The organism is Micromonospora sp. NPDC005220, assembly GCF_040607895.1.
Taxonomy (GTDB): domain Bacteria; phylum Actinomycetota; class Actinomycetes; order Mycobacteriales; family Micromonosporaceae; genus Micromonospora.
In genome coordinates this window covers 1-18,976 of record NZ_JBEXHP010000007.1, presented here as the reverse complement: position 1 = coordinate 18,976, position 18,976 = coordinate 1, and the positions used below count along the sequence as shown (strand labels likewise).

The following is an 18,976-nucleotide window of genomic DNA, read 5'->3' as shown; positions in this document are numbered from 1 at the left end:
TCATCCCTTGCTCTTGATGCTGGCGACCACCAGGTGCGGATGTGGTGGCCGGTGCCCGGTCAGCGCCGCGTACAGGTCGTCGTGGTTCCGACCGTCGACGGTGTCGGCGGTCCAGCCGTTGACGGTGAACCGGCTGGCGATGCCACCGGCCCACCCGTGGCTGGCCGACGAGTTGTCGACCACGACCGCGGTGAGGCTGTCCAGGCCGGTCGCACCCGCGTACGCGATCGCTTCGTGGTTGGATCCCTCGTCCAGTTCGGCGTCGCCGAGCAGCACGTACACCCGGGGTTTGCGCAGCCCCTGGGCGCGCAGGCCGAGCGCGGTGCCGACGGCCAGCCCGAGCCCGTGCCCGAGCGAGCCGGAGCCGATCTCGACCCCGGGCACCAGCAGCCGGTCCGGGTGGTGGCCGAGCCGGCTCTCCGGCCCGGCCAGGTCGTCGAGCCAGCCGTCCGGGATGAAGCCGTGCGCGGCGAGCACCGCGTAGTAGGCGGCCGGGCCGTGGCCCTTGGAGAGCAGGAACCGGTCCCGTTCCGGGTCGTCGACGGTGTCCGGAGTGACCCGCAGCACCCGGTCGTAGAGCACCTGGAGCACGTCGATGGTGGAGTGCGCGCTGGGTGCGTGCTTCTCGTCGCCGGTCAGTCGGCGGAGCAACCCGGGCAGTCGGGCGCTGCTGTCGTTGGTCAGTGTGGCGGTCATGCCACTACTGTGTGAGTTGAAGTGCACTTCAACTCAAGGACCTGGTGATGCCGGATTTGTTGACGATCGGTGAGCTGTCCGCCCGCTCCGGTGTGGCGCCGTCGGCGCTGCGCTACTACGAGCGGCTCGGGCTGATCCGCGCCGACCGTACCGGCGGCAACCAGCGCCGTTATGCCCGCGCCGAGCTGCGGCGGGTCGCCTTCATCCGGATCTCCCAGCAGGTCGGTGTCACGCTCGACGAGATCCGGGAGGCACTCGACTCGCTGCCCGAGGCCCGCACCCCCAGCCCGCAGGACTGGGCGCGGCTGTCGGCGAGCTGGCGGAGCCGGCTGGACGAGCGCATCCGGCTGCTCACCAAACTCCGCGACGACCTGGACGGCTGCATCGGCTGCGGCTGCCTGTCCCTACAGCGCTGCAGGCTCAACAACCCGGAGGACACGCTGGCCGGCGAGGGCCCGGGGGCCCGGCTGGTGCTGCCCCGACCGACGGACGCCCCGACCCCGGCAGGCTCGCTCAGCTGACGGCGAACCCGCCCGGCAGGCTCGCTCAGCTGACGGCCGAGCCGCCACCCGCCGGGCGGGTGAGCAGCACCTTGCCGAAGTGGTCGTTCGACTCGACGAGCCGGTGCGCCTCCGCCGCCTCGGTCATCGGCAGCCGCCGGTCCACGATCGGCCGGACCCTGCCCGCCTCGACCAACGGCCACACCTCGTCCCGTACGCCCTGCACGATCTCCGCCTTCTCGGCGAGCGGACGGGACCGTAGCGACGTCGCGGTGACGCTCGCCCGTTTGGTCATCAGCGCGCCGAGATCCAACTCGGCCTTGCGCCCACCCTGCATCCCGATCACCACGAGCCGGCCGCCGATGGCCAGCGCGGAGACGTTCCGCCCCAGGTAGGCCCCACCCATGATGTCGAGAATCACGTCCACGCCGCGCCCGTCGGTGACCCGCCGGACCTCCTCGACGAAGTCCTGCTCCCGGTAGTCGATCAGGTGAGCCGCGCCCAGCTCGCGCAGTCGGGCGTGCTTGTTCTCCCGCGCGGTGGTCAGCACTGTCACGCCGAGGGCCGCCCCGAACTGAATGGCGAAGGTGCCGATCCCGCTGCCCCCGCCGTGCACCAGCAGCGTCTCGCCCGCGCCGAGCCGCGCCACCTGGACCAGGTTCGACCAGACCGTGCAGGCCACCTCGGGCAGCGCCGCCGCGTCGACCGGGTCGCACCCCGGCACCGGCAGCAACTGCCCGGCGGGGACCGCGACCCGCTCCGCGTACCCGCCGCCGACCAGCAACGCGCAGACCTGCTGCCCGACCGCCCAACCGGCGACCTCCGCGCCAACCTCCGTGATCACCCCAGAGCATTCCAACCCGGGGTACGGGGGCGCGCCCGGCGGCGGCGGGTAGTACCCCTGCCGTTGCAGCAGGTCAGCGCGGTTCACCCCGCTGGCCCGCACGTCCACGATCACCTCGTCCGGGCCCGGCTCCGGGTCGGGCACCTCGGCCCAGACCAGCGCGTCGGGTCCACCGGGCTGCGGGATCGTGATGGCTCGCATAGGCCCAGTCTTCCCGATCTCACCGGGGGCCGCAGGCGCACACCCTCCAGCCCACTGTGGACCGGCCAGACCGCCTGGTCGGCGCATCGGGGAGGGACGGCGGGCCGCCGAGAGCGAGCCATGGCAGACTGTGCGTGGCCGTACGCCTGCGGGTGACGGTCCGGGAGGGTTCGCCTAGTGGCCGATGGCGCTGGTCTTGAAAACCGGTAAGGCAGCGATGTCTTCGTGGGTTCGAATCCCACACCCTCCGCCATCTTGGACAGCAAAACGCACCCTGACCAGCGCGAACGCTGGCCGGGGGTGCTTCCGTGAAAGGCGAACAGGTCTCACTCCGTCCCGTTCAGGGCCGCCAGCTCTCACTCGTCCTATAAATGGGCGGTAAAGTGTCGCCGGCCGGTCGGACGCTCTCCTGCTGGTCGAGAGTGGCTAGCGCTCTGATTGAGTGCACCGGAGATTGATACCGCCGATCTCGTCCTTGCCGTCAGCAAGCCATGAGCTGAGACCTGCAGCGCTAGAACTTGGCGAATCCGCTCTGTAGGATCTACCGCCAGCACACGTTAGGAGATGCCGTGCCAACAGCCACTCCGACAGATCAAAGAACTCAGCTTTTTGAGCAGCGCCGGACGGTGGACTTCGACACCTACGACGTGACGGTTGACGAATTGCTGCGGCGGGTCACTAGACACCGGATTGATGTCGCCCCAATCTACCAGCGCCAGTTCAGATGGGATCGCCAACGCCAATCAAGGTTGGTGGAGTCCGTCCTTCTCGGCATTCCAGTTCCCCCACTCTTCATGGCTACCAACAACGCGGCAGGCATGCAAAATCAGTGGGAAGTTGTAGACGGGCTGCAGAGGCTGCTGACGCTCGTAAACTTCGCTGGGGATGCGGAAGCCAGGGTTGCCACGGGAGTTGGCGAGTCTCCGTTGCGTCTTACTGAGGTGGAGAAGTTAACCACATTCGAGGGAGCGGTCTTCGGTGATCTGCCGGACGACATTAGAACCACATTCGAGGACCGCCCACTCAAGGTTATTGTACTGAATGATAAAAGCGACCTTGAAGTGCGATACGACCTCTTTGAGCGCCTGAATACAGGAGGCATTCAGCTTACGCCGCATGAGATTCGTGAGTGTGTGTTTCGAGGCGAGTTTGTTGACTTGTTGGTTGAGCTTGCCGAGAGCGAGGATTTCAAGACCGTCGTTGTGTTGCCCGAGTCGCGACAAAAGGACGGCACACCGCAGGAGTATGTACTCCGCTTTTTCGCCTACCTTGAGCGCTACCAGGCCTTCAGTCACTCTGTCATCGATTTCCTCAACTGGTATATGAGGGATTCATACAAGGAGCCACAGGTCGATTTTCGGCGTGAACTATTCATGCGAACCTTCCGCTACCTCGCGTCGGTCTTCCCGTCTGGCATTCGATCCAGGTTGAACTCCACGCCGGTCAACCTGTACGAAGCGCTTTCCGTAGGCGCAGCCCTTGCCCTCGCGGAGCGCCCCTCCCTGCAGCCCCCAGGCGATATGACATGGGTGGGTTCGGCGGAACTGCGGGCGCTTACGACTGGCGCTACTAATAGCCGGACCCGCGTTGCGGGCCGCATCGAATACTGCCGTGACCGGTTTCTAGAAGCCGATGCTTAGATGTGACGCCGAGCGGGCCGAATTTCAGCAGCGGATTGCGTCGATTCGCCTACTCCTCGATGAGGCTCACCCGCAGGGGCACGCAACAGCGATTTCTCGGGAGGTGAGGGGAATTGCGATCGTGCTGCTATATGCGGCCTACGAGAATCTTTTAAAATCGGTTTGCAGGTCCACCTTGGAAACTGCAGCGCGGCTTCGGGTAGGCAACCGTAGATTGCGGCCGGGGCTGAAACTAATCGCCGCCTATGGAAAATTCCAGGCAGTGGCTTCTTCGAAACCTACGACGATTTGGAAAGTGGGGTTTGATGTAGTGGACACGTTGCACGAATCACAGCAATGCTCCATCCTGCCGAACACCTTTCCAAACGATGGCTCAAACTTCAGGCAGTCGCAAATCTCCACCGTCTGCAAAGTACTCGGCCTCTCGGATCCTGCTCCCGTGTTAAGGGAGGCGTGGGAAAAAGTGAACGCGGTTGTCGCGGAGCGCAATTCGATTGCACATGGCCAACGCGCACCAGGTGAGGTTGGACGGAACTACTCATTGGCGGAACTCACTGACCTGGTGGATATTTGGGAAGTTAGATGGAATGACTTTCTCGACTGGCTCGAACAATCGGCTTCTAATCGTGACTTCTTCCGGACGCCTTAGCGTGTACTGCCCAAAGGGGGACGAGGGGGTGCGCTTACAGGGCGCCGTCCTGGAAGTCCTGCCCAGGGCGGTGGTCGTCAGCTAGGCTGTCCGCCACGACCCAGTAAATCGCCCTCTAGCTAGCGGCAGTGCTGGTTAGAGGGCGTACTGTTTCCTGTGCAGGTTGAGTTGGCTATGCATTCCTCGAGGCCGCGCTTGACCGCACTACCTACACCTGTCAGTTGCAGGCACATCCCTGAGATTCGCAAGTGTCGTCCGATTCGCCTGCTGCTCTCTTGAAGATAAGCTATTTCCCGCAGCAATTGGCGGACCGGCACTGCGTGTCGGCTGACTATCGCATTAAGCAGTGATCACATTCAGATTGATCAGGCGATACCCCATAGCCTCGTTGCTTACGTCGAAAACCCGTGCCATCCGTGCAATTAACTCATCGCGGGACTGGAAGTCATCGGTCTCAAGAAGGATTCTCAGTTCCTGGACAATCAATTCATGTGGCATAAGTATAGCTGCGGCGAAGCGGTTCGCCTCAATCTCCTCCTTGTCGCTGCCCATGCTTGATACCTCGTCCCGTTTAGCGATGTAAACAGAATGGTCTACTACTAAGGATCTCGACGAATGTAGCTCTAGATGCCCCAATTCGTGCGCGATAGTGAAGCGTTGCCTGCGGGGGCTTGTGGCGGTATTTACTCCAATTATCTTCATCTCTCCTTGGCGTAACGCAAATCCCGACTCGGTACCGCTGAAGTGATTTCGAGCGATGGAGGCACCCTCGCCCGCCGCGATTGCTTCGATTGGTACTGGTGCTATTAGGGCATTGTGTCTCGCTAGCAACGAGACAGCGCGCTGTTCAATTGGATGATCGATCATCGCTCGTCCTCCTGTCGCGGCCGGATGCCAAGTTGAGCGATCGCCCCCTGAATGAAATCGCGAGTTGCGGGGGACTCATTCTGTAGTTGCGCAGACCACATCTCTAATTCTGGTGACCCGCCATGGATGCCCTTGGCGGAAAATAACTCCTTCGGGTCCACATCCAGTGCGCCTGCCACCAGGACTAACACATGCACCGCTATCCTCTGCCGGCCGGCCTCGATATTGGCTATCGATGATCGAGTCATTGAAGCCCGCAGGGCGAGGGCGGCCTGGGTCACGCCCGCACGCATGCGGGCCTCACGAACCCGTCGGCCGACATCCTGATAGAAGCGATCGATGGCGTCGTCCGACGTCCCGGTCATTTGTTACTCCTCGTGCACATTACCGGACAGTACCAGGAGTGGTTTGTATCCGTGTCACGCTGACGACCGAATGTGCACAGGGTTGACACTGCCTCCGAGATGACCTAGCGTCTGGTGTTGTACACCAACACGTTGGCAGTCGACTGTCGGCGTAGTGCACATCGGTGTCCATCCTGGTCGCTGATGTTCATGTGGCGTGCCCCTGGGGTGGGCACGCAAACGACCAACCTTAAGGGGGGCGCCTCATGGCGCGAAAGATCTACTGGGTCAAGCCAGCCGGGGGGTGGTGGCAGGTAACGCATGCCAACAGCGTGCTGTCGAGCCACTACACAAAGTCAACGGCCGTCGAGGCGGGGCAGAAGGTGGCGAAGGACAACCAGCCGAGCCAGCTTCGGGTTATGAAGGCGGACGGAACATTCGACTACGAGTACACCTACGGCGCTGACCCGTACCCGCCGGTGGGGTAGGTCATCGCTGATCTCGGCGGGCCCTCGCGTAGAGGCGTGAGGGCCCGCCGTTGCCAACTCAGATTCTCAGAGAGAAGAGGATAAGCATGGCTAGCAAGGGAAGCTCGAAGTCTACCGGCGCAGCGGTAGCTCGCAAGGCATCTGCGGTGTTGCGGGACGGACGGTCTTCTGCCCGCACTCGCAGCGTAGCCGCTAGCGCACTGTCGCAGGCTTCTGGCAAGGGGCGCGGTAAAAGTAAGTAGGAGGATGATGGTCGGGGCGAGGCTCACGCGGCCCCGGCCATCAATCCTGGCACTTTGACGGGGTGGACTGGGATGCCGGCCCCCGGCCGATCGCCGCAGTAGGGTGGCCATCCTTGGTTGCAAATCCTTTCGGCTCCACCCTGCTGAATTGGACCGGTCGAGGTTTTTGCCTAGGGATCGACGGGTGCCTCAATGCGGCGTACGGTCGGGGTACGCGATGTACCCAATACGGCGAGGTGCCTCATGGCGGATCAGCAACCCACCCCTGGCCAACGCGTCGAGCGGCTTCGTCGAGCCGCCGGCCTTTCCCGCGAACAACTCGCCGGCCTCGCCGGGCTATCGCCGACCACCATCAAGTTCGTGGAGAACGGGCGTCGAAGCCTGACGTTGCGGGCCGCCCAGCAGATCGCGCCGCACCTCGGCGTACGTGACCTCGGTGATCTGTTCGGGCCGCAGGTGACCCTGTCCTTGGACGGCCGACCTAGTCACCCCGCCATCGGCGATGTCCGTCGAGCATTGACCGCCTGGCACATCTCCGTCTCTGGCGAACCAGAGTCCCCCGACTACTTGCGCGGCGCTGTCGACTCGGCGTGGCAGACCTGGCACACCTCTCGGCACCAACGCACCGAGGTGAGCGTCATCCTTCCCGGGCTGCTCGAAGCCACCCAGCGAGCGGCCCGCCTGCACACCGGCGACGACCGGCGTGCCAGCCTCGCTCTGCTCGCCCAGGCCCATCACCTCGCGCAGGCTTACCTCGCTTGGCACGGTGACCGCGAGCTGTGTTGGCTGACCGTCGACCGCGGCATGGCTGCGGCCCTCGATGCCGATGACCCCCTCGCCATTGCCCAATCCACCTGGTACGCGGCGCACCTGCTGCGGGCGGTCGGTCGCGGCGACGAGGCGTTGGAGCGGTTGCAGGAAGCTCGCGGTCTGATCGAGCCCCGAGTCGCCGATGGCGGGGATGAGTGGGCCGAGATGCTGGCCGACCTGCACCTGTGTACCGCGTTGACGAAGGCCCGCACCGGTGACCAGAGCGCCTGGTCCGACTGGGATGCGGCTCGCCGGGTGGTCGAGCAGGCCCTGCCGGCCGGCTTCGTCGGTCTTCGCACCCGAGTGTCGCGGCCGTTGGTCGACGTGTACGCGGTGATGTGCGCGGTAGACCTGGGCGATCCTGACGAGGCGCAACGTCGGGCGCACTCGCTCGACCCGGCGTCCATCCCGTCGACCGAACGGCGGGGTCGGCACTACGTCGAGCTTGCCCGCTCTGCCGACCTGGAAGGGGCGAAGGAGGCGACCCTTCACCTGTTGGGTCTCGCGGAGTCCACCTCTCCCGAGACGGTCCGATATTCACCGGCGGCTCAGGAGTTGGCAGGCCGGCTGGCCCGGGAGGCGCCGGCGGCCATCCGCGCCGAGGCGATCCAGTTGGAGAGCCGGATCGCGGTGCCAGACCTGTAGGGGGTACCTCCTGTCGCTGGGTACGCTGCGTACCCTTTGCGCCTGTCGATGCTGCCTAGCGTGTTCTCACGATTGCAGTGGGTGCGCGGCCTTGCCCGGATTCGAGGCGATGGCCGCAGCCCCCTGAGACGGGAGGGCACCGCGATGATGTGGCCGTTCAATCTGCTCCGCCGGCGAGCTAGGCGACTGGCGGTTCCTGCACCGCCGGGTGCCACTGGTCTGGCGATCCAACGGGCAGAGCAGGAAGCTGCCCAGGCACGGTTGTTGGCTCAGGCCCGCCGCCGATCCGCCGAGCATCGTGACAGCGGTGCCGGCCGATGATGGGCGAGGTCGACACCACTGCCAGGGCGGCCGCGCAAGCCCGATCGGCACAGGGTCAACGGGCGGCCGCCGTCTTGGCCAGCCGCCTCGCCGACCAGCACCTCCCGCGACGGCCCGAATGGATCTGCGGTAGCTGCGAGCAGGACACTCCATGGCCTTGCGCTCCGGCCCGAGTACGCCTGTCCGAGGCGTACGGCCGGGATCGGATCGGGTTGTCCATGTACCTGGGCAGTCTGCACGCGGTGGTGGTGACGGAGTTGCCCACGGTCGCCGCCGGCGAACTGTTCGAGCGCTTCGTTGGGTGGGCGCGCTGAGCGTCCCGGTCACTCCGGCGGGTCGGTGGCCCGCTCTTCCCGGCGGATCGTCTCCTCGGCCAGTCGCTCGACAGCGCGTCGGCGTTCGTCGGCGGTGGCCTGTTCGTCCCGGCGGCGGAACGCGGTGATGACGGCCACCACGAAGTCCCGCCGGATGCCGGCCACGATGTCCCCCTGCGGAACGTTGCCCGAACTCCAACGTAGCTCCGCAAAACCACAGTCGGTCAGCGCGTGCTTCCGGTCGTCGGAAGGGCCGTGGCGGGGTAAGAAGGGGCTGGTATCTCCGCACACCGGAAGGACGCGTCCCGATGACCCTGGAACGACCGATCGCCCCGGACCCGTACGAGCTGCTGCCGACGCTGCCGTCGTTCACGCTGACGAGCGACGACGTGCAGAACGGCGAGCCGATGGACGCCCTTCACGCGCATGGCAGCACCGGGGGCGACAACACCTCGCCGCAGCTGACCTGGTCGGATTTCCCCGCCGAGACGAAGAGCTTCGCGGTGACCTGCTACGACCCCGACGCGCCGACGGGCAGCGGTTTCTGGCACTGGGTGCTGGTGAACGTGCCGGTCAGTGTCACCCAGTTGCCCACCGGCGCCGGTGGCGCGGCGGGCACCGACCTCGGTGGGGCGTTCTCGGTCCGCAACGACTACGGCGAGCAGGGCTATGGCGGGGCGGCGCCGCCGACCGGCGACCGGCCGCACCGGTACGTCTTCGCGGTGCACGCCCTGGACGTCGACCGCCTGGACGTGACCCCGGACGCCAGCCCCGCCTACGTCGGCTTCAACCTCACGTTCCACACCCTGGCAAGAGCGGTGATCCGCCCCACGTACCAGATCAAGGAGTAACCCGGGAACACCGCCCAGTCTCGTCGATCATGGAGTTGTGGTGGGTGACAAAGAACCCGGCAAGCACCAAACCGGGCACCACAACTCCATGATCGGCCGGGCAAGCGGGGCCGGGCAAGCGGGGCCGGGCAAGCGGGGCCGGGTAGGTCAGGCTGGGACTCGGGCTACGGCGAAGACGGACTGGCCGAACGGCGGGAGGACGAGCTGCTCGGCGGCCTTGGTGGCGGGCAGGACGACTGTGTCGTAGACCTTGACCATCGGGCCCTCCTTCGGCATCAGCCGGAAGACCTTGGTGGCCATGAAGTAGCCGATCAGCCCGAGCGCGTTGGCGTAGTGGATCTTCTCGAGGGTCAGGCCGGCGTCGGTCATCGCCGCCCCGAGCGTCTTCTTCGTGTAGCGGCGGACGTGGCCGGTGGCGATGTCGGCCGGGCTCATCGCGAACTGGAACGCGGGCACGATGATGATCACGGCACCGCCGGGCCGGACCAGGTCGCGCATGCTCTGTAGCGCGCCCACGTGGTCCTCGATGTGCTCCAGGACGTTGTACGAGACGGCGGCGCTGTAGTTTCCCCGGTCGCTGTGCGGCAGCAGCATCTGCCGGACATCGATGTTCGGACGGTCGGCGAGGCGCTCCTTGAGCTGCACCAGCCGGTCCGGGTCAGCCTCGGTGGCGGTGAACCGGGGCAGCCGCTCGGACCATTCCAGCGCGTAGTCACCGAGACCGCTGCCGATCTCGATCGGGTCGTCGCCGAGGTACGGCACGGCCAGTTCGATGAACCAGCGGCGGTGGTTGACAGCGGTTGCCAGGCCTTCCAGCACCTCGGACTGCACGCGCTGATCCCCAGTGATTTCTGCCATGCGTCGATTCCTCACGATATGAACTCGACCCGTGCCTGGACCGACAGAGTGAATCATCCGCTGGGACGGCGAAAGAATCGGGGCATCGGGGTGGCCGAATTGTGGTCGGGGGGTGGGTTCGTGATCGGCGGTCGGCGAACCCGGCACATAGTACGGCAGTACCCCGAAACATGTCACGGCGGTGTCATACGCTGACTACCCTATGAATTGTCATGACTACTCCTGAACCGGACGTGCCCAGTAACAGCGGCGGCCCGGCCGCCGCATCGTCGGCGGAGGGGGCCTCCGGTGCCGTTCGGGCTTCCCGCAAGGGGAAGTGGGCCGATCTGGCCGCCGTGCTGAGCTTCGTGGTGCTCGGCTTCTGGGTCACCGGTCGGCTCTGGCTGGACCCGGGCAGCGATGTGCGGGACAACCCGTCCGATCAGTCGCAGTTCGAATGGATGATGGCCCACGGTGCGCGAGTCGTCACGCACTTTGCGTATCCGTTCCATTCCAATCAGATGAACGTCCCCGACGGCGTGAATTTGATGGCCAATACGTCCGTATTATCCATTTCATTGCCAATGACGCCGGTCACCCTGCTGTTCGGGCCGCGGGCGTCTTTTCTGGTCTTTCTCACCGTCGGCATGATTGCCACCGCGACGGCCTGGTATTTCCTGCTCTCCCGGGTCCTGATCGGCAGCCGGGGGCCGGCCTGGCTGGGCGCTGGCTTCTGCGCGTTCGCGCCGGCCATGGTGTCGCACGCCAATGGGCACCCGAACATCGTGTCCCAGTTCGTCGTCCCGTTGATCATTTGGCGCACGCTGCGACTCGGCGATCCGGGCCGCTGGCTGCGCAACGGTGTCCTCCTCGCGCTGGTCATCGTGTGGCAGGCATTCCTCAACCTGGAGATCCTGCTGATGACCGCGATCGGGCTCGGCGTGGTCATCGCTGTGCTCGCCCTCGGCCGCGCGGATCTGCGGTCGCGGGCCCGACCCTTCCTCGCCGGGCTGGCCGTCGCCGCCGGGGTCGCCGGGCTCCTCCTGGCGTACCCGCTGTACGTCCAGTTCTTCGGACCGGACGCGTACTCCGGGCTGTCCCGGCTGATCCGCGGCTACTCCAGCGACCTGGCCTCGTTCGTCGCGTACTCCCGGGAATCGCTCGCCGGCAGCGCGCGCACCGCCGCGGGCCTGGCCAAGAACCCGACCGAGGAGAACAGCTTCTTCGGCTGGGCGCTGGTGGTGCTGGTGATCGCCCTGGTCTGGTGGCTACGCCGCTCGATCGTGGTGCTCGCGCTGGCCGCGCTCGGGCTGCTCTTCGCGGTGCTCTCGCTGGGTCGGGAGGTCCGCTTCAACAACCGGGGTACGGGTGTGCCGGGGCCCTGGGCGGCGCTGGAGAACCTGCCCATCCTGCACTCGGTGGTGCCGACGCGCTGGGCGCTGGCGATCACCCCGATCATCGGGCTGCTGCTCGCCTACGGCGCCGAACGTGCCCGCGAGTTGGCCGCCGCGCACCCGGCCGCCCGCGGGCAGGTCCGCTTCGTCACGGCGACCGTGCTCACCATGGCCCTGTTGCCGATCGTCCCCACCCCACTGCCGGTGGCCCGCCTCGACCCGGTACCCACCTTCGTGACCAGTGGGGCCTGGCGGCCGTACGTGACAGGTGGGCGCAGTGTGGTCACCCTGCCGTTGCCGGACACCACGTACGCGGAGCCGCTGCGCTGGTCCGCGGCGACCCGGCTGGACATGCCGCTGGCCCGTGGCTATTTCCTCGGCCCGGACACCCGCCCGAACGCCGACCCGCCGAAGGTCGCGCTGTTCGGTGCGGTTCCCCGCCCCACCAGTAGCTTCTTCGCCACCATTCGGCGTACCGGGGCAGTGCCGCCGATCACTCCGCAGAGCCGGGTCCAAGCGGTCGACGACCTGCGCTACTGGCGGGCCGGGGTGGTCATCCTCGCGCCACACGAGCACGAGGACGCGCTGCGTCGGGGCATGACCGAGCTGACCGGGATCCAACCGGTCTTCACCGGCGGCGTGTGGGTGTGGGACGTCCGGTCGTTGACCGACTGAGCCGTACGGCCCGGCCCGGTCTAGCGGACGCAGCAGCCCTGGCAGACCTTCGGCCGGGGCAGGGTGAAGGCGAGGCAGCAGGTGCGCCGCTGCACGGTCGGCTCACCGGTTGGCCCGGGCACCAGCTCGATCAGGTCGGTCAGGTCGAGCGCGCCGAGCAGGGTGTCGATGCTCTGCACCGTGGAGCCGGGCAGGGCGTCCGCGGCCCGCAGGATGCCGTGCGCGATGCCGGAGGCGACCGAGCCGAGCAGCGTCCGGGTGCCCACCCGAACCTCGGACTGGATCGCCGTGATGAGCGGTGCCAGGTGGGCGTCGAGCAGGGACGCGCGCAGCGCGGCCAGCAGCTCCACCTCGTCGGCGACGACCCGCACCTCCGGCAGGCCGGCGAGCGCCAGCGGATCGTTCGGCAGCACCGCCACGGTGGTGCCCCGGCGCAGGCCCATGGTGAGCAACTGCCGGTGGTCCTCGAAGTGGATCAGCAGGTCGGCCGGGTTGAGCAGCGGCACCCGCCGGGCAGAGGCCCAGCCGAGCACGACCGGCAGTGCGGCCCAGTAGCTGTACGACTTCCAGGCCAGCGCCGCGCAGGCGTGCGGGGTGCCGCCCCAGCGGACGGCGGCGCCGTTCAGCAGCTCCGGCAGGCGGCTGCCGTCGATCAGGGTGGTGGCGGGTGCCCAGCCCAGCTCGTCGTCGACCAGCAGGCCCCGGGCGAGGCCGGGGAGGTCGTCGGTGCCGAACATGGCCCGTAGCGCTGCGGTGACCGGTGCGAGCGGCGTGGTGGCGGCCTCCCGCCTCGGCATCACCGCTGTCACCTGAGTCGTCCCCTGTCTGTGTGACCGAGGAGTGCGCCCCGGCGGACGAAACAGCGTCGTCCTGAGCTAAGGCTAGCCTAACCAGGCCCGGGGGCGTAAGGGAAGCCTCACCTTGGTCACAGCCGGGAGGTCCAGGTCACCCACGTGCGGTAGGAGTAGCGCTCCGCGTACTACCCGCAGTCAACGCAGGAAAACACCGCCGCAGGATCGATGGTCGTCGGTGAACTGTCAAGCGGTGTGTCGAAAAGATGCCACATGCGTGTGTGTCCAGGTACGGAACGTGAAACTTAATAGCCCCGGCCCGAGGAAGCTGATGACGACCTCACCCCTCGAACGGGCTGCCGACTCGTTCGCGGCCGAGCTCGCCCGGCAACGGACGGGGCGCGGGCTGTCCAAGAAGCAACTGGCCGTCCTGATGGGGTTCGACCCGTCCTACGTGAGCCACGTCGAGGGTCGCCGGCACCGCCCGACCGAGGACTTCGCCCGCCGCGCGGAGGCCGTCCTGGAAGCCAGCGGCGCGATCTGGCAGCGCTTCCGGGAGTACGACGACCTACGGCACGCCCGGGCGGGTCAGCCGCACCGCGAGCCGCACCTGCCAGGGCAGTGGCTGCCACCCGGCACCGGGCTGGTCGTGGAACGGGAGCTGGCCACCCTCACCCACACCGACGACGGCTACCGGTGCGTCATCCACCGCGAGCTGTACAACGCCGGCACCGAGCCGGTCACCCGCTACCTGGTCCGGGTCGCCGTCGACCGCTATCCGAACGACCCCGGCCGCTCCAACCGGCACCACCGGGAGCACCCCCTCACCTTCGCCGAGCTGCAACTCCAGGCCCGTCGAGACGACGGCGGCGGCGACCCGGAGCCGATGCACTGGCGTGCCAAACACGATCGGGACGCGTTCAAGGAGATCTGGCTGCTCTTCGAGAACGGGGAGCGGCGCTTCCCGCTCTACCCGGGAGACCGGGCCATCATCGAGTACGCGTACAGCGTCGGGCAGGACAAGTGGGGCCCGTGGTTCCAGCGGGCCGTCCGGCTGCCCACCCGGCAGCTCGCCGTACGCCTGGACCTGCCGGTGGCGCTCGACCCACAGGTCTGGGGCGTGGAAACCTCGCTCAGCGCGGAGGAGGGCCCGCTGCGGACGGCGCCGCAGCGGCACGACGAGGGCGACCGGGCGATCTACGACTGGCAGACCGACGACCCCCCGCTGAACGCCCGCTACCGGATGCAGTGGCGTTTCCGCGCTCGCCCGGACACTGAACCGGACATCGGCCCCGGCGGCGCCCGGGTCCGACCCAGCGACCGGATGCGCGGCCTCGGCATCGTGCAACGCGGGGACGACCTGCTCCGCCAGCGTGCCCGCCCGTTCGACCTGCCCGCCGAGGAACACGTCGCCCGTGACGTGGTCGACCGGCTCACCATGGCCCTGGCCCGGCTCGACGAGCTGCACCCGTTCAGCAAGGGGGTGGGTGTCGCCGCCCCGCAGTTCGGCATCGGCCGTGCGGCGGCCGTGGTGCGGCCCCCCGACCGGTCGGCAGAGCCGGTCGTGCTGCTCAACCCCCGGGTGGTCGACGCCGACCTGGAGACCGACGAGCAGTACGAAGGCTGCCTCTCCTTCTTCGACCACCGAGGTCTGGTGCCCCGGCCGCTGCGACTGGACGTGGAACACGCCCAGTGGGACGGCAGCCGGATCATCACCTCGTTCGAGTTCGGCATGGCCCGGCTGGTCGCCCACGAGATCGACCACCTGGACGGCCGGCTCTACGTCGACCGGATGGCACCCGGCGTGCCGTTGGTGCCAGTGGAGGAGTACCGCGAGACCGGGCACCCCTGGCGCTACTGACCAGGAAGGGACCGGGGCGCGTGCCCCAGGGGGCAGGGGGCACGCGCCCCGGTGTGGGGGGAGGAACGTCTAGAGGTCACCGAAGGTGTCGTAGCGGATGTGCGGAGACGGCACCTCGTCCGCGGCGAGCACCCGCAGGGTGGACCGGACCATCCGGGCCGAGCCGGAGACGTAGCAGTCGTGCGTGGTCCACGGGCCGTACCGGGCCACCACGTCCGGGATGTCGCCCTGCTCGCCGTCGAAGTCCGGGTCCTCACTGCACGCCGGGGTGACCGACAACCACGGGTGTACGGCCACCAACTCCTGCAAACCGGCCAGGCCGTACAGGTCGGCCGCCTGCCGGGCACCGTAGAAGACGTGCACCCACCGGGTCCGGTTGAAGGTGGCCAACTCCTCCACCAGCGCCTTGATCGGCGCCAGCCCGACGCCGCCGGCCACGCAGAGGATGTCCCGTTCCGAGGCGCGGTTCAGGGTCATCGACCCCATCGGCGCCGCCAGCCGGAGCAGATCACCCGGCCGCACCCGACGCACCAACGCGCCGGACACCCAGCCGGCCCCCGGCGACCGCACGTGGAACTCCAGCACGTTGTCGTCGTTCGGGGCGTTCGCCACCGAGTAGTTGCGCCACACCCGGGGGTGGTAGCGCGGCACCTCCAGGCTCACGTACTGCCCCGCCTGCCAGCGCAGCGGATGCTGCAACGCCCGGCAGGTCAGCAAAGCGGTGTCCGGGCCGTACCGCTCGTGGGTCAACACCTCGGCGTGCCAGAACGGCGGGTCGTCGTCGGCGGCCGCGCCGGCCACCATCAGGCCGGCGATCGCCGCGTACGCCTCCCGCCACGCCTGGTCGTACTCCAGGTTCCAGCCGTCGCCGGCGATGCTGCGCAGCGCGTCCAGCAGCGCGACGCCCATCGTCGCGTAGTGCCGCTCGTCGACGTGGTACTTGCGGTGGTCGCGGCCCAGCGCCCGGAGAAACTCGTCGAAGCTCTCCGGGTCGTCGACCGTGTGGATCGCCGCGATGATGGCTTCGAGTAGGCGGTCGCCCTGGCCGGTCATCTGCACCGGGAAGAGTTGCCGCAGGGCGGGGTCGAGCAGGAACAGCCGAGCGTAGAAGTGACCGCTCAGCCGGACCCGGTCGTCCTCGACCAGGGTCCAGCTCTCCTTCAGCAACCGCGCGAGGTTCTCCACGGACGCTCCTTCTCCAGACGGCAACGGATCGGGCGCCCATAGAATCTCCACGGAGAGTGTCGACTGGTCGCACAGAATGTGCGATCGGCTCATGGTGACCGGTCGGCGGTGCCACCGGCGCCGCCCGTCGGGCAGAGTGGTGCGGTGACCGTTGAGCTGACCCGCCCGGTGTCCCGCCGACTGCTGGGCACCGAGACGCTGCTGGTCCTCGGCCTCTCCCTCGGCCAGTCCGCGGTCTACGCGGTGGTGTCGATCATCGCGAAGTTGACCGCGGGCGGCCCGCTCTCCAAGCAGACCGCCTCGCTGAACACCTCGGCGTCGGCCCGACCCTGGCTGGACCTCACGTACCAGCTGCTCGGCATCGTGTTCGCGCTGCTTCCGGTGCTGCTCGCCGTACACCTGCTCAGCCGTGACCCCGGCGACCCGGCACGGACCCTCGGCCTGGACGCCCGGCGGCCCGGTCAGGACGTGGCGCGTGGGGCCGGTCTGGCGGCGCTGATCGGCCTACCCGGGCTGGCGCTGTTCTGGGTGGCGGCCCACCTGGGCCTCAACGCCACGCTGGTGCCGGCCGCGCTGCCGCCGGTCTGGTGGGCGGTCCCGGTGCTGATCCTCTCCGCCGTGCAGAACGCCGTGTTGGAGGAGGTGATCGTGGTCGGTTACCTGGTCACCCGGCTGCGCCAGCTCCAGTGGCGGCTGGCCGCGATCATCGCGGCCAGCGCGCTGCTGCGCGGCTCGTACCACCTCTACCAGGGCTTCGGCGCGTTCGTCGGCAACGCGATCATGGGCGTCGTGTTCAGCCTCTTCTACCTGCGCACCCGCCGGGTGATGCCGCTGGTCATCGCGCACACAGTGCTCGACGTCTTCGCCTTCGTCGGCTACGCGCTGCTGCCCAGGGAGTGGTTCGACTGGCTCTGACCGGTCAACGCCGGCCGGGTCGGTAGACGGCCACCGTCCGGGCCGCGAGCCGGTCGGCCGCCGCCGCGTCACCCAGCGCCGCCGCGAGCACCGCCGCGCCCGGCAGCAACCGGGCCACCAGCCGCAACGCGACCCAACCGCCGGCCTGCGCGGTGAGCGGCGCGGCCAGCCGCCAGGCCGCCTCCGCCGCCCGTGGCCACGCCTCCTCCACCGGGTCACCCGCCGTCTCGGCGGCGGCCACCGCCGCCGCCGCGCTCGCCCGGTCCGGGTGCACCTGGGTCAGCACCAGCAGGTCGACGGCCCGGTCGGGATGCGTCGGGTCCTTGCCGTAGGCAGCGGCCAGGTGCAGCACCAGCTCCGAGTGCGTCCACAGCACCGCCGCCAACTCGGCCAGCGGCGCGAAGAAGCCAGCCAGCGCGGCGGTCGCCCCGCCCGCACCCGCCGAGCGGACGAACCGCCGGGTCGCCAACCGGGCCAGGCCGTCCGCCGAGGCGTCCGGATACCGGGTGCGCAACCCCGCGGCCCACAGGGCCGCGCCGGGCCCGAGCGCCCGCACGGCGGCCAGAGCCAACAGCTCCGGCGCGAACCCGGGGTGATCGAGCACGCGCGCGGCGACCGCGCGCAGCTCCGATTCCGGGGTACGCCCCAGCGCCGGCTCAGCCTGCGGTGCCGTGACCTGGGCGGGCGCCGGCTTTGTCGGCGTGGTGCTCTTGCGCGGTGTCGCCGCGCGCCTGGTGGTGCTTGCAGCTTTGGTAGGCGTCACAGCGTCGGCCAGGCTCGCGGTCTCGGTGGGGCGGGCGGCCTCGGCGGGGCTCGCAGCTGTGGTGGGGGTGGCCGCCTTGGTGGGGGTCGCGGCCTTGGTGGGGTGCGCGGCCTTGGTGGTGTCCGCGGCTTTGGTGGGGTTCGCGGTGCGCTTGCGCGGTGCCGGCGTGGTCGGGGTCACCTCGGCGGGCGTCTCGGCTGCCTTCCGTGGGGCAGCCTTGCGAACGGGGGTGGTCCGGGCCGTCGGCGGCGTCGGTGCGACGCCCGTTGCCGGGCCCGGGTGGTCGCCCTCCGGCTGCTCCAACTGCGCCGCGCTCGCCTCGGAGGTCAGCTCGGTCGGTGCGCGTCGGGGCTGTCGAGGCAGGGGGCGGTCCGGATCCGGTGGCTGGAAGAGCACCGCCGGGGCAGCCTTGGCCCGTCGAGGACGCTGGCTCGCCGGATCGGCAGCCGGCGGTGCCGCTCGCTCAGGCACTACCGGCTCGGTGGGCTCCTCGGCCACCGTCGGCGGCTTGAAGGTGGCCCGTGGGGAGCGCCGACGCGCTCGCTCAGCAGGCTCTCGACGTGGCGACTCGCTGGGCGGCTGCTCCTGCATATCGATGGAGCGTAGTCCCGATCACGCCGGCGCACAGCGTGGAACACGGGGACGGACGGGCTCTGGTGCGCGTACCCCGGAAGTCGTTTTGCTCCCGGTGGGTGGCGACCTGTATCCTCGGGCGCGGTGGTCTGAGGATCACCAGGGAGACTTCGCCTAGTCTGGTCTATGGCGCCGCACTGCTAATGCGGTTGGGGTCTTAAAGCCCCTCCCGGGTTCGAATCCCGGAGTCTCCGCGCAAAAGCCGGGTGTGTACACTGGCTGAGCACAAGCGCCCGTAGCTCAATGGATAGAGCATCTGACTACGGATCAGAAGGTTAGGGGTTCGAGTCCCTTCGGGCGCACAACGGCTTATCAAGCAAAATGCCCCTCCGTCCATCGACGGAGGGGCATTTTGTCGCGCGCCCATGGGGCGCCCCGGGCGGACGCTGGCGGACCCTGACTGCGAACGGCGGCGGGGGGGGGCGGGGCTCTTACGGGGAGACCCGAACCGGAGGATGGCAGTGGGTGGTCGCGAGCGGGCCGCCCCCCGCCGGCGGGCCCCCCCCCGCC

19 protein-coding genes and 3 tRNA genes are annotated in these 18,976 nt (G+C 68.2%); 13 read left to right on the top strand and 9 right to left on the bottom strand.

What is annotated here, in order from left to right; all coding sequences use genetic code 11:
• A complete protein-coding gene (locus ABZU52_RS04900; protein ID WP_354969763.1) occupies positions 1–696 on the bottom strand; it encodes a transketolase in 696 nt (231 codons plus the stop codon).
• 47 nt (positions 697–743) lie between these two features.
• Between ABZU52_RS04900 and soxR the strand changes: the two genes are divergently transcribed.
• A complete protein-coding gene (gene soxR, locus ABZU52_RS04895; protein WP_354969762.1) occupies positions 744–1,217 on the top strand; it encodes a redox-sensitive transcriptional activator SoxR in 474 nt (157 codons plus the stop codon).
• Between the two features lie 25 nt (positions 1,218–1,242).
• Here soxR and ABZU52_RS04890 read toward each other — a convergent pair whose 3' ends face one another.
• Entirely contained in the window at positions 1,243–2,241 is a 999-nt protein-coding gene (locus tag ABZU52_RS04890; protein ID WP_354969761.1) for an NAD(P)H-quinone oxidoreductase, read from the bottom strand.
• A 163-nt stretch (positions 2,242–2,404) separates the two neighbouring features.
• Here ABZU52_RS04890 and ABZU52_RS04885 point away from each other — a divergent pair.
• The 3 genes from ABZU52_RS04885 to ABZU52_RS04875 all read left to right on the top strand — a co-directional run bounded on the left by ABZU52_RS04885 (position 2,405) and on the right by ABZU52_RS04875 (position 4,530).
• Positions 2,405–2,494, top strand: a tRNA-Ser gene (locus ABZU52_RS04885).
• Positions 2,495–2,810: 316 nt separating this feature from the next.
• Complete coding sequence (locus ABZU52_RS04880) at positions 2,811–3,881, top strand: DUF262 domain-containing protein (protein ID WP_354969760.1); 1,071 nt, start codon at positions 2,811–2,813, stop codon at positions 3,879–3,881.
• A complete protein-coding gene (locus tag ABZU52_RS04875) occupies positions 3,874–4,530 on the top strand; it encodes an MAE_28990/MAE_18760 family HEPN-like nuclease (protein ID WP_354969759.1) in 657 nt (218 codons plus the stop codon). Before ABZU52_RS04880 ends, ABZU52_RS04875 begins: the two co-directional genes overlap by 8 nt.
• A gap of 339 nt (positions 4,531–4,869) precedes the next feature.
• Here ABZU52_RS04875 and ABZU52_RS04870 read toward each other — a convergent pair whose 3' ends face one another.
• Together ABZU52_RS04870 and ABZU52_RS04865 are read right to left on the bottom strand one after the other, a co-directional pair.
• Positions 4,870–5,397 (bottom strand): ImmA/IrrE family metallo-endopeptidase, encoded by a 528-nt coding sequence (locus tag ABZU52_RS04870; protein WP_354969758.1) that lies wholly within the window; start codon positions 5,395–5,397, stop codon positions 4,870–4,872.
• Complete coding sequence (locus ABZU52_RS04865) at positions 5,394–5,762, bottom strand: helix-turn-helix transcriptional regulator (protein ID WP_354969757.1); 369 nt, start codon at positions 5,760–5,762, stop codon at positions 5,394–5,396. The genes ABZU52_RS04870 and ABZU52_RS04865 overlap by 4 nt, the downstream gene beginning before the upstream one ends.
• Before the next feature lie 245 nt (positions 5,763–6,007).
• On the opposite strand from ABZU52_RS04865, the gene ABZU52_RS04860 reads away from it, so the two are divergent.
• The 3 genes from ABZU52_RS04860 (at position 6,008) to ABZU52_RS04850 (ending at position 8,561) form a co-directional block, all read left to right on the top strand.
• Positions 6,008–6,229, top strand: coding sequence for a DUF2188 domain-containing protein (locus ABZU52_RS04860; RefSeq protein WP_354969756.1), 222 nt, complete (start codon positions 6,008–6,010; stop codon positions 6,227–6,229).
• 485 nt (positions 6,230–6,714) lie between these two features.
• The gene (locus ABZU52_RS04855; protein ID WP_354969755.1) at positions 6,715–7,926 is read left to right on the top strand and encodes a helix-turn-helix transcriptional regulator; all 1,212 of its coding nucleotides are present in this window, start codon (positions 6,715–6,717) and stop codon (positions 7,924–7,926) included.
• A 317-nt stretch (positions 7,927–8,243) separates the two neighbouring features.
• Positions 8,244–8,561 carry a hypothetical protein gene (locus tag ABZU52_RS04850; RefSeq protein WP_354969754.1) on the top strand — a complete coding sequence of 106 codons (318 nt, stop codon included), beginning with the start codon at positions 8,244–8,246 and terminating at the stop codon, positions 8,559–8,561.
• A gap of 9 nt (positions 8,562–8,570) precedes the next feature.
• Here ABZU52_RS04850 and ABZU52_RS04845 read toward each other — a convergent pair whose 3' ends face one another.
• Entirely contained in the window at positions 8,571–8,726 is a 156-nt protein-coding gene (locus ABZU52_RS04845; protein ID WP_354969753.1) for a hypothetical protein, read from the bottom strand.
• Positions 8,727–8,869: 143 nt separating this feature from the next.
• Between ABZU52_RS04845 and ABZU52_RS04840 the strand changes: the two genes are divergently transcribed.
• Positions 8,870–9,412 carry a YbhB/YbcL family Raf kinase inhibitor-like protein gene (locus tag ABZU52_RS04840; protein WP_354969752.1) on the top strand — a complete coding sequence of 181 codons (543 nt, stop codon included), beginning with the start codon at positions 8,870–8,872 and terminating at the stop codon, positions 9,410–9,412.
• Positions 9,413–9,559: 147 nt separating this feature from the next.
• Here ABZU52_RS04840 and ABZU52_RS04835 read toward each other — a convergent pair whose 3' ends face one another.
• Positions 9,560–10,270: a class I SAM-dependent methyltransferase gene (locus ABZU52_RS04835; protein ID WP_354969751.1), complete on the bottom strand. Its 711-nt coding sequence runs from the start codon at positions 10,268–10,270 to the stop codon at positions 9,560–9,562.
• A 212-nt stretch (positions 10,271–10,482) separates the two neighbouring features.
• On the opposite strand from ABZU52_RS04835, the gene ABZU52_RS04830 reads away from it, so the two are divergent.
• Complete coding sequence (locus ABZU52_RS04830) at positions 10,483–12,318, top strand: hypothetical protein (RefSeq protein ID WP_354969750.1); 1,836 nt, start codon at positions 10,483–10,485, stop codon at positions 12,316–12,318.
• A 20-nt stretch (positions 12,319–12,338) separates the two neighbouring features.
• Here ABZU52_RS04830 and ABZU52_RS04825 read toward each other — a convergent pair whose 3' ends face one another.
• The gene (locus ABZU52_RS04825; RefSeq protein ID WP_354969749.1) at positions 12,339–13,115 is read right to left on the bottom strand and encodes a hypothetical protein; all 777 of its coding nucleotides are present in this window, start codon (positions 13,113–13,115) and stop codon (positions 12,339–12,341) included.
• A 325-nt stretch (positions 13,116–13,440) separates the two neighbouring features.
• On the opposite strand from ABZU52_RS04825, the gene ABZU52_RS04820 reads away from it, so the two are divergent.
• On the top strand, positions 13,441–14,970 hold the full coding sequence (locus ABZU52_RS04820) for a peptide deformylase (RefSeq protein ID WP_354969748.1): 1,530 nt from the start codon (positions 13,441–13,443) through the stop codon (positions 14,968–14,970).
• Positions 14,971–15,039: 69 nt separating this feature from the next.
• Here ABZU52_RS04820 and ABZU52_RS04815 read toward each other — a convergent pair whose 3' ends face one another.
• Positions 15,040–16,155, bottom strand: coding sequence for a globin domain-containing protein (locus ABZU52_RS04815; protein WP_354969747.1), 1,116 nt, complete (start codon positions 16,153–16,155; stop codon positions 15,040–15,042).
• Between the two features lie 144 nt (positions 16,156–16,299).
• On the opposite strand from ABZU52_RS04815, the gene ABZU52_RS04810 reads away from it, so the two are divergent.
• Entirely contained in the window at positions 16,300–17,070 is a 771-nt protein-coding gene (locus tag ABZU52_RS04810; RefSeq protein ID WP_354969746.1) for a CPBP family intramembrane glutamic endopeptidase, read from the top strand.
• A gap of 4 nt (positions 17,071–17,074) precedes the next feature.
• Here ABZU52_RS04810 and ABZU52_RS04805 read toward each other — a convergent pair whose 3' ends face one another.
• Positions 17,075–18,424 carry a hypothetical protein gene (locus tag ABZU52_RS04805; RefSeq protein ID WP_354969745.1) on the bottom strand — a complete coding sequence of 450 codons (1,350 nt, stop codon included), beginning with the start codon at positions 18,422–18,424 and terminating at the stop codon, positions 17,075–17,077.
• Positions 18,425–18,569: 145 nt separating this feature from the next.
• Here ABZU52_RS04805 and ABZU52_RS04800 point away from each other — a divergent pair.
• A tRNA-Ser gene (locus tag ABZU52_RS04800) sits at positions 18,570–18,660 on the top strand.
• A 35-nt stretch (positions 18,661–18,695) separates the two neighbouring features.
• Positions 18,696–18,768: transfer RNA gene (locus ABZU52_RS04795), tRNA-Arg, on the top strand.
• Positions 18,769–18,976 lie beyond the last annotated feature (208 nt).

What these genes read in the sequence shown, in the direction of transcription:
- ABZU52_RS04900 (WP_354969763.1), bottom strand. Translation starts at nt 696, where the DNA reads ATGACCGCCACACTGACCAACGACAGCAGCGCCCGACTGCCCGGGTTG.
- soxR (WP_354969762.1), top strand. Translation starts at nt 744, where the DNA reads ATGCCGGATTTGTTGACGATCGGTGAGCTGTCCGCCCGCTCCGGTGTG.
- ABZU52_RS04890 (WP_354969761.1), bottom strand. Translation starts at nt 2,241, where the DNA reads ATGCGAGCCATCACGATCCCGCAGCCCGGTGGACCCGACGCGCTGGTC.
- ABZU52_RS04875 (WP_354969759.1), top strand. Translation starts at nt 3,874, where the DNA reads ATGCTTAGATGTGACGCCGAGCGGGCCGAATTTCAGCAGCGGATTGCG.
- ABZU52_RS04870 (WP_354969758.1), bottom strand. Translation starts at nt 5,397, where the DNA reads ATGATCGATCATCCAATTGAACAGCGCGCTGTCTCGTTGCTAGCGAGA.
- ABZU52_RS04865 (WP_354969757.1), bottom strand. Translation starts at nt 5,762, where the DNA reads ATGACCGGGACGTCGGACGACGCCATCGATCGCTTCTATCAGGATGTC.
- ABZU52_RS04860 (WP_354969756.1), top strand. Translation starts at nt 6,008, where the DNA reads ATGGCGCGAAAGATCTACTGGGTCAAGCCAGCCGGGGGGTGGTGGCAG.
- ABZU52_RS04855 (WP_354969755.1), top strand. Translation starts at nt 6,715, where the DNA reads ATGGCGGATCAGCAACCCACCCCTGGCCAACGCGTCGAGCGGCTTCGT.
- ABZU52_RS04850 (WP_354969754.1), top strand. Translation starts at nt 8,244, where the DNA reads ATGATGGGCGAGGTCGACACCACTGCCAGGGCGGCCGCGCAAGCCCGA.
- ABZU52_RS04840 (WP_354969752.1), top strand. Translation starts at nt 8,870, where the DNA reads ATGACCCTGGAACGACCGATCGCCCCGGACCCGTACGAGCTGCTGCCG.
- ABZU52_RS04835 (WP_354969751.1), bottom strand. Translation starts at nt 10,270, where the DNA reads ATGGCAGAAATCACTGGGGATCAGCGCGTGCAGTCCGAGGTGCTGGAA.
- ABZU52_RS04830 (WP_354969750.1), top strand. Translation starts at nt 10,483, where the DNA reads ATGACTACTCCTGAACCGGACGTGCCCAGTAACAGCGGCGGCCCGGCC.
- ABZU52_RS04825 (WP_354969749.1), bottom strand. Translation starts at nt 13,115, where the DNA reads ATGCCGAGGCGGGAGGCCGCCACCACGCCGCTCGCACCGGTCACCGCA.
- ABZU52_RS04820 (WP_354969748.1), top strand. Translation starts at nt 13,441, where the DNA reads ATGACGACCTCACCCCTCGAACGGGCTGCCGACTCGTTCGCGGCCGAG.
- ABZU52_RS04805 (WP_354969745.1), bottom strand. Translation starts at nt 18,424, where the DNA reads ATGCAGGAGCAGCCGCCCAGCGAGTCGCCACGTCGAGAGCCTGCTGAG.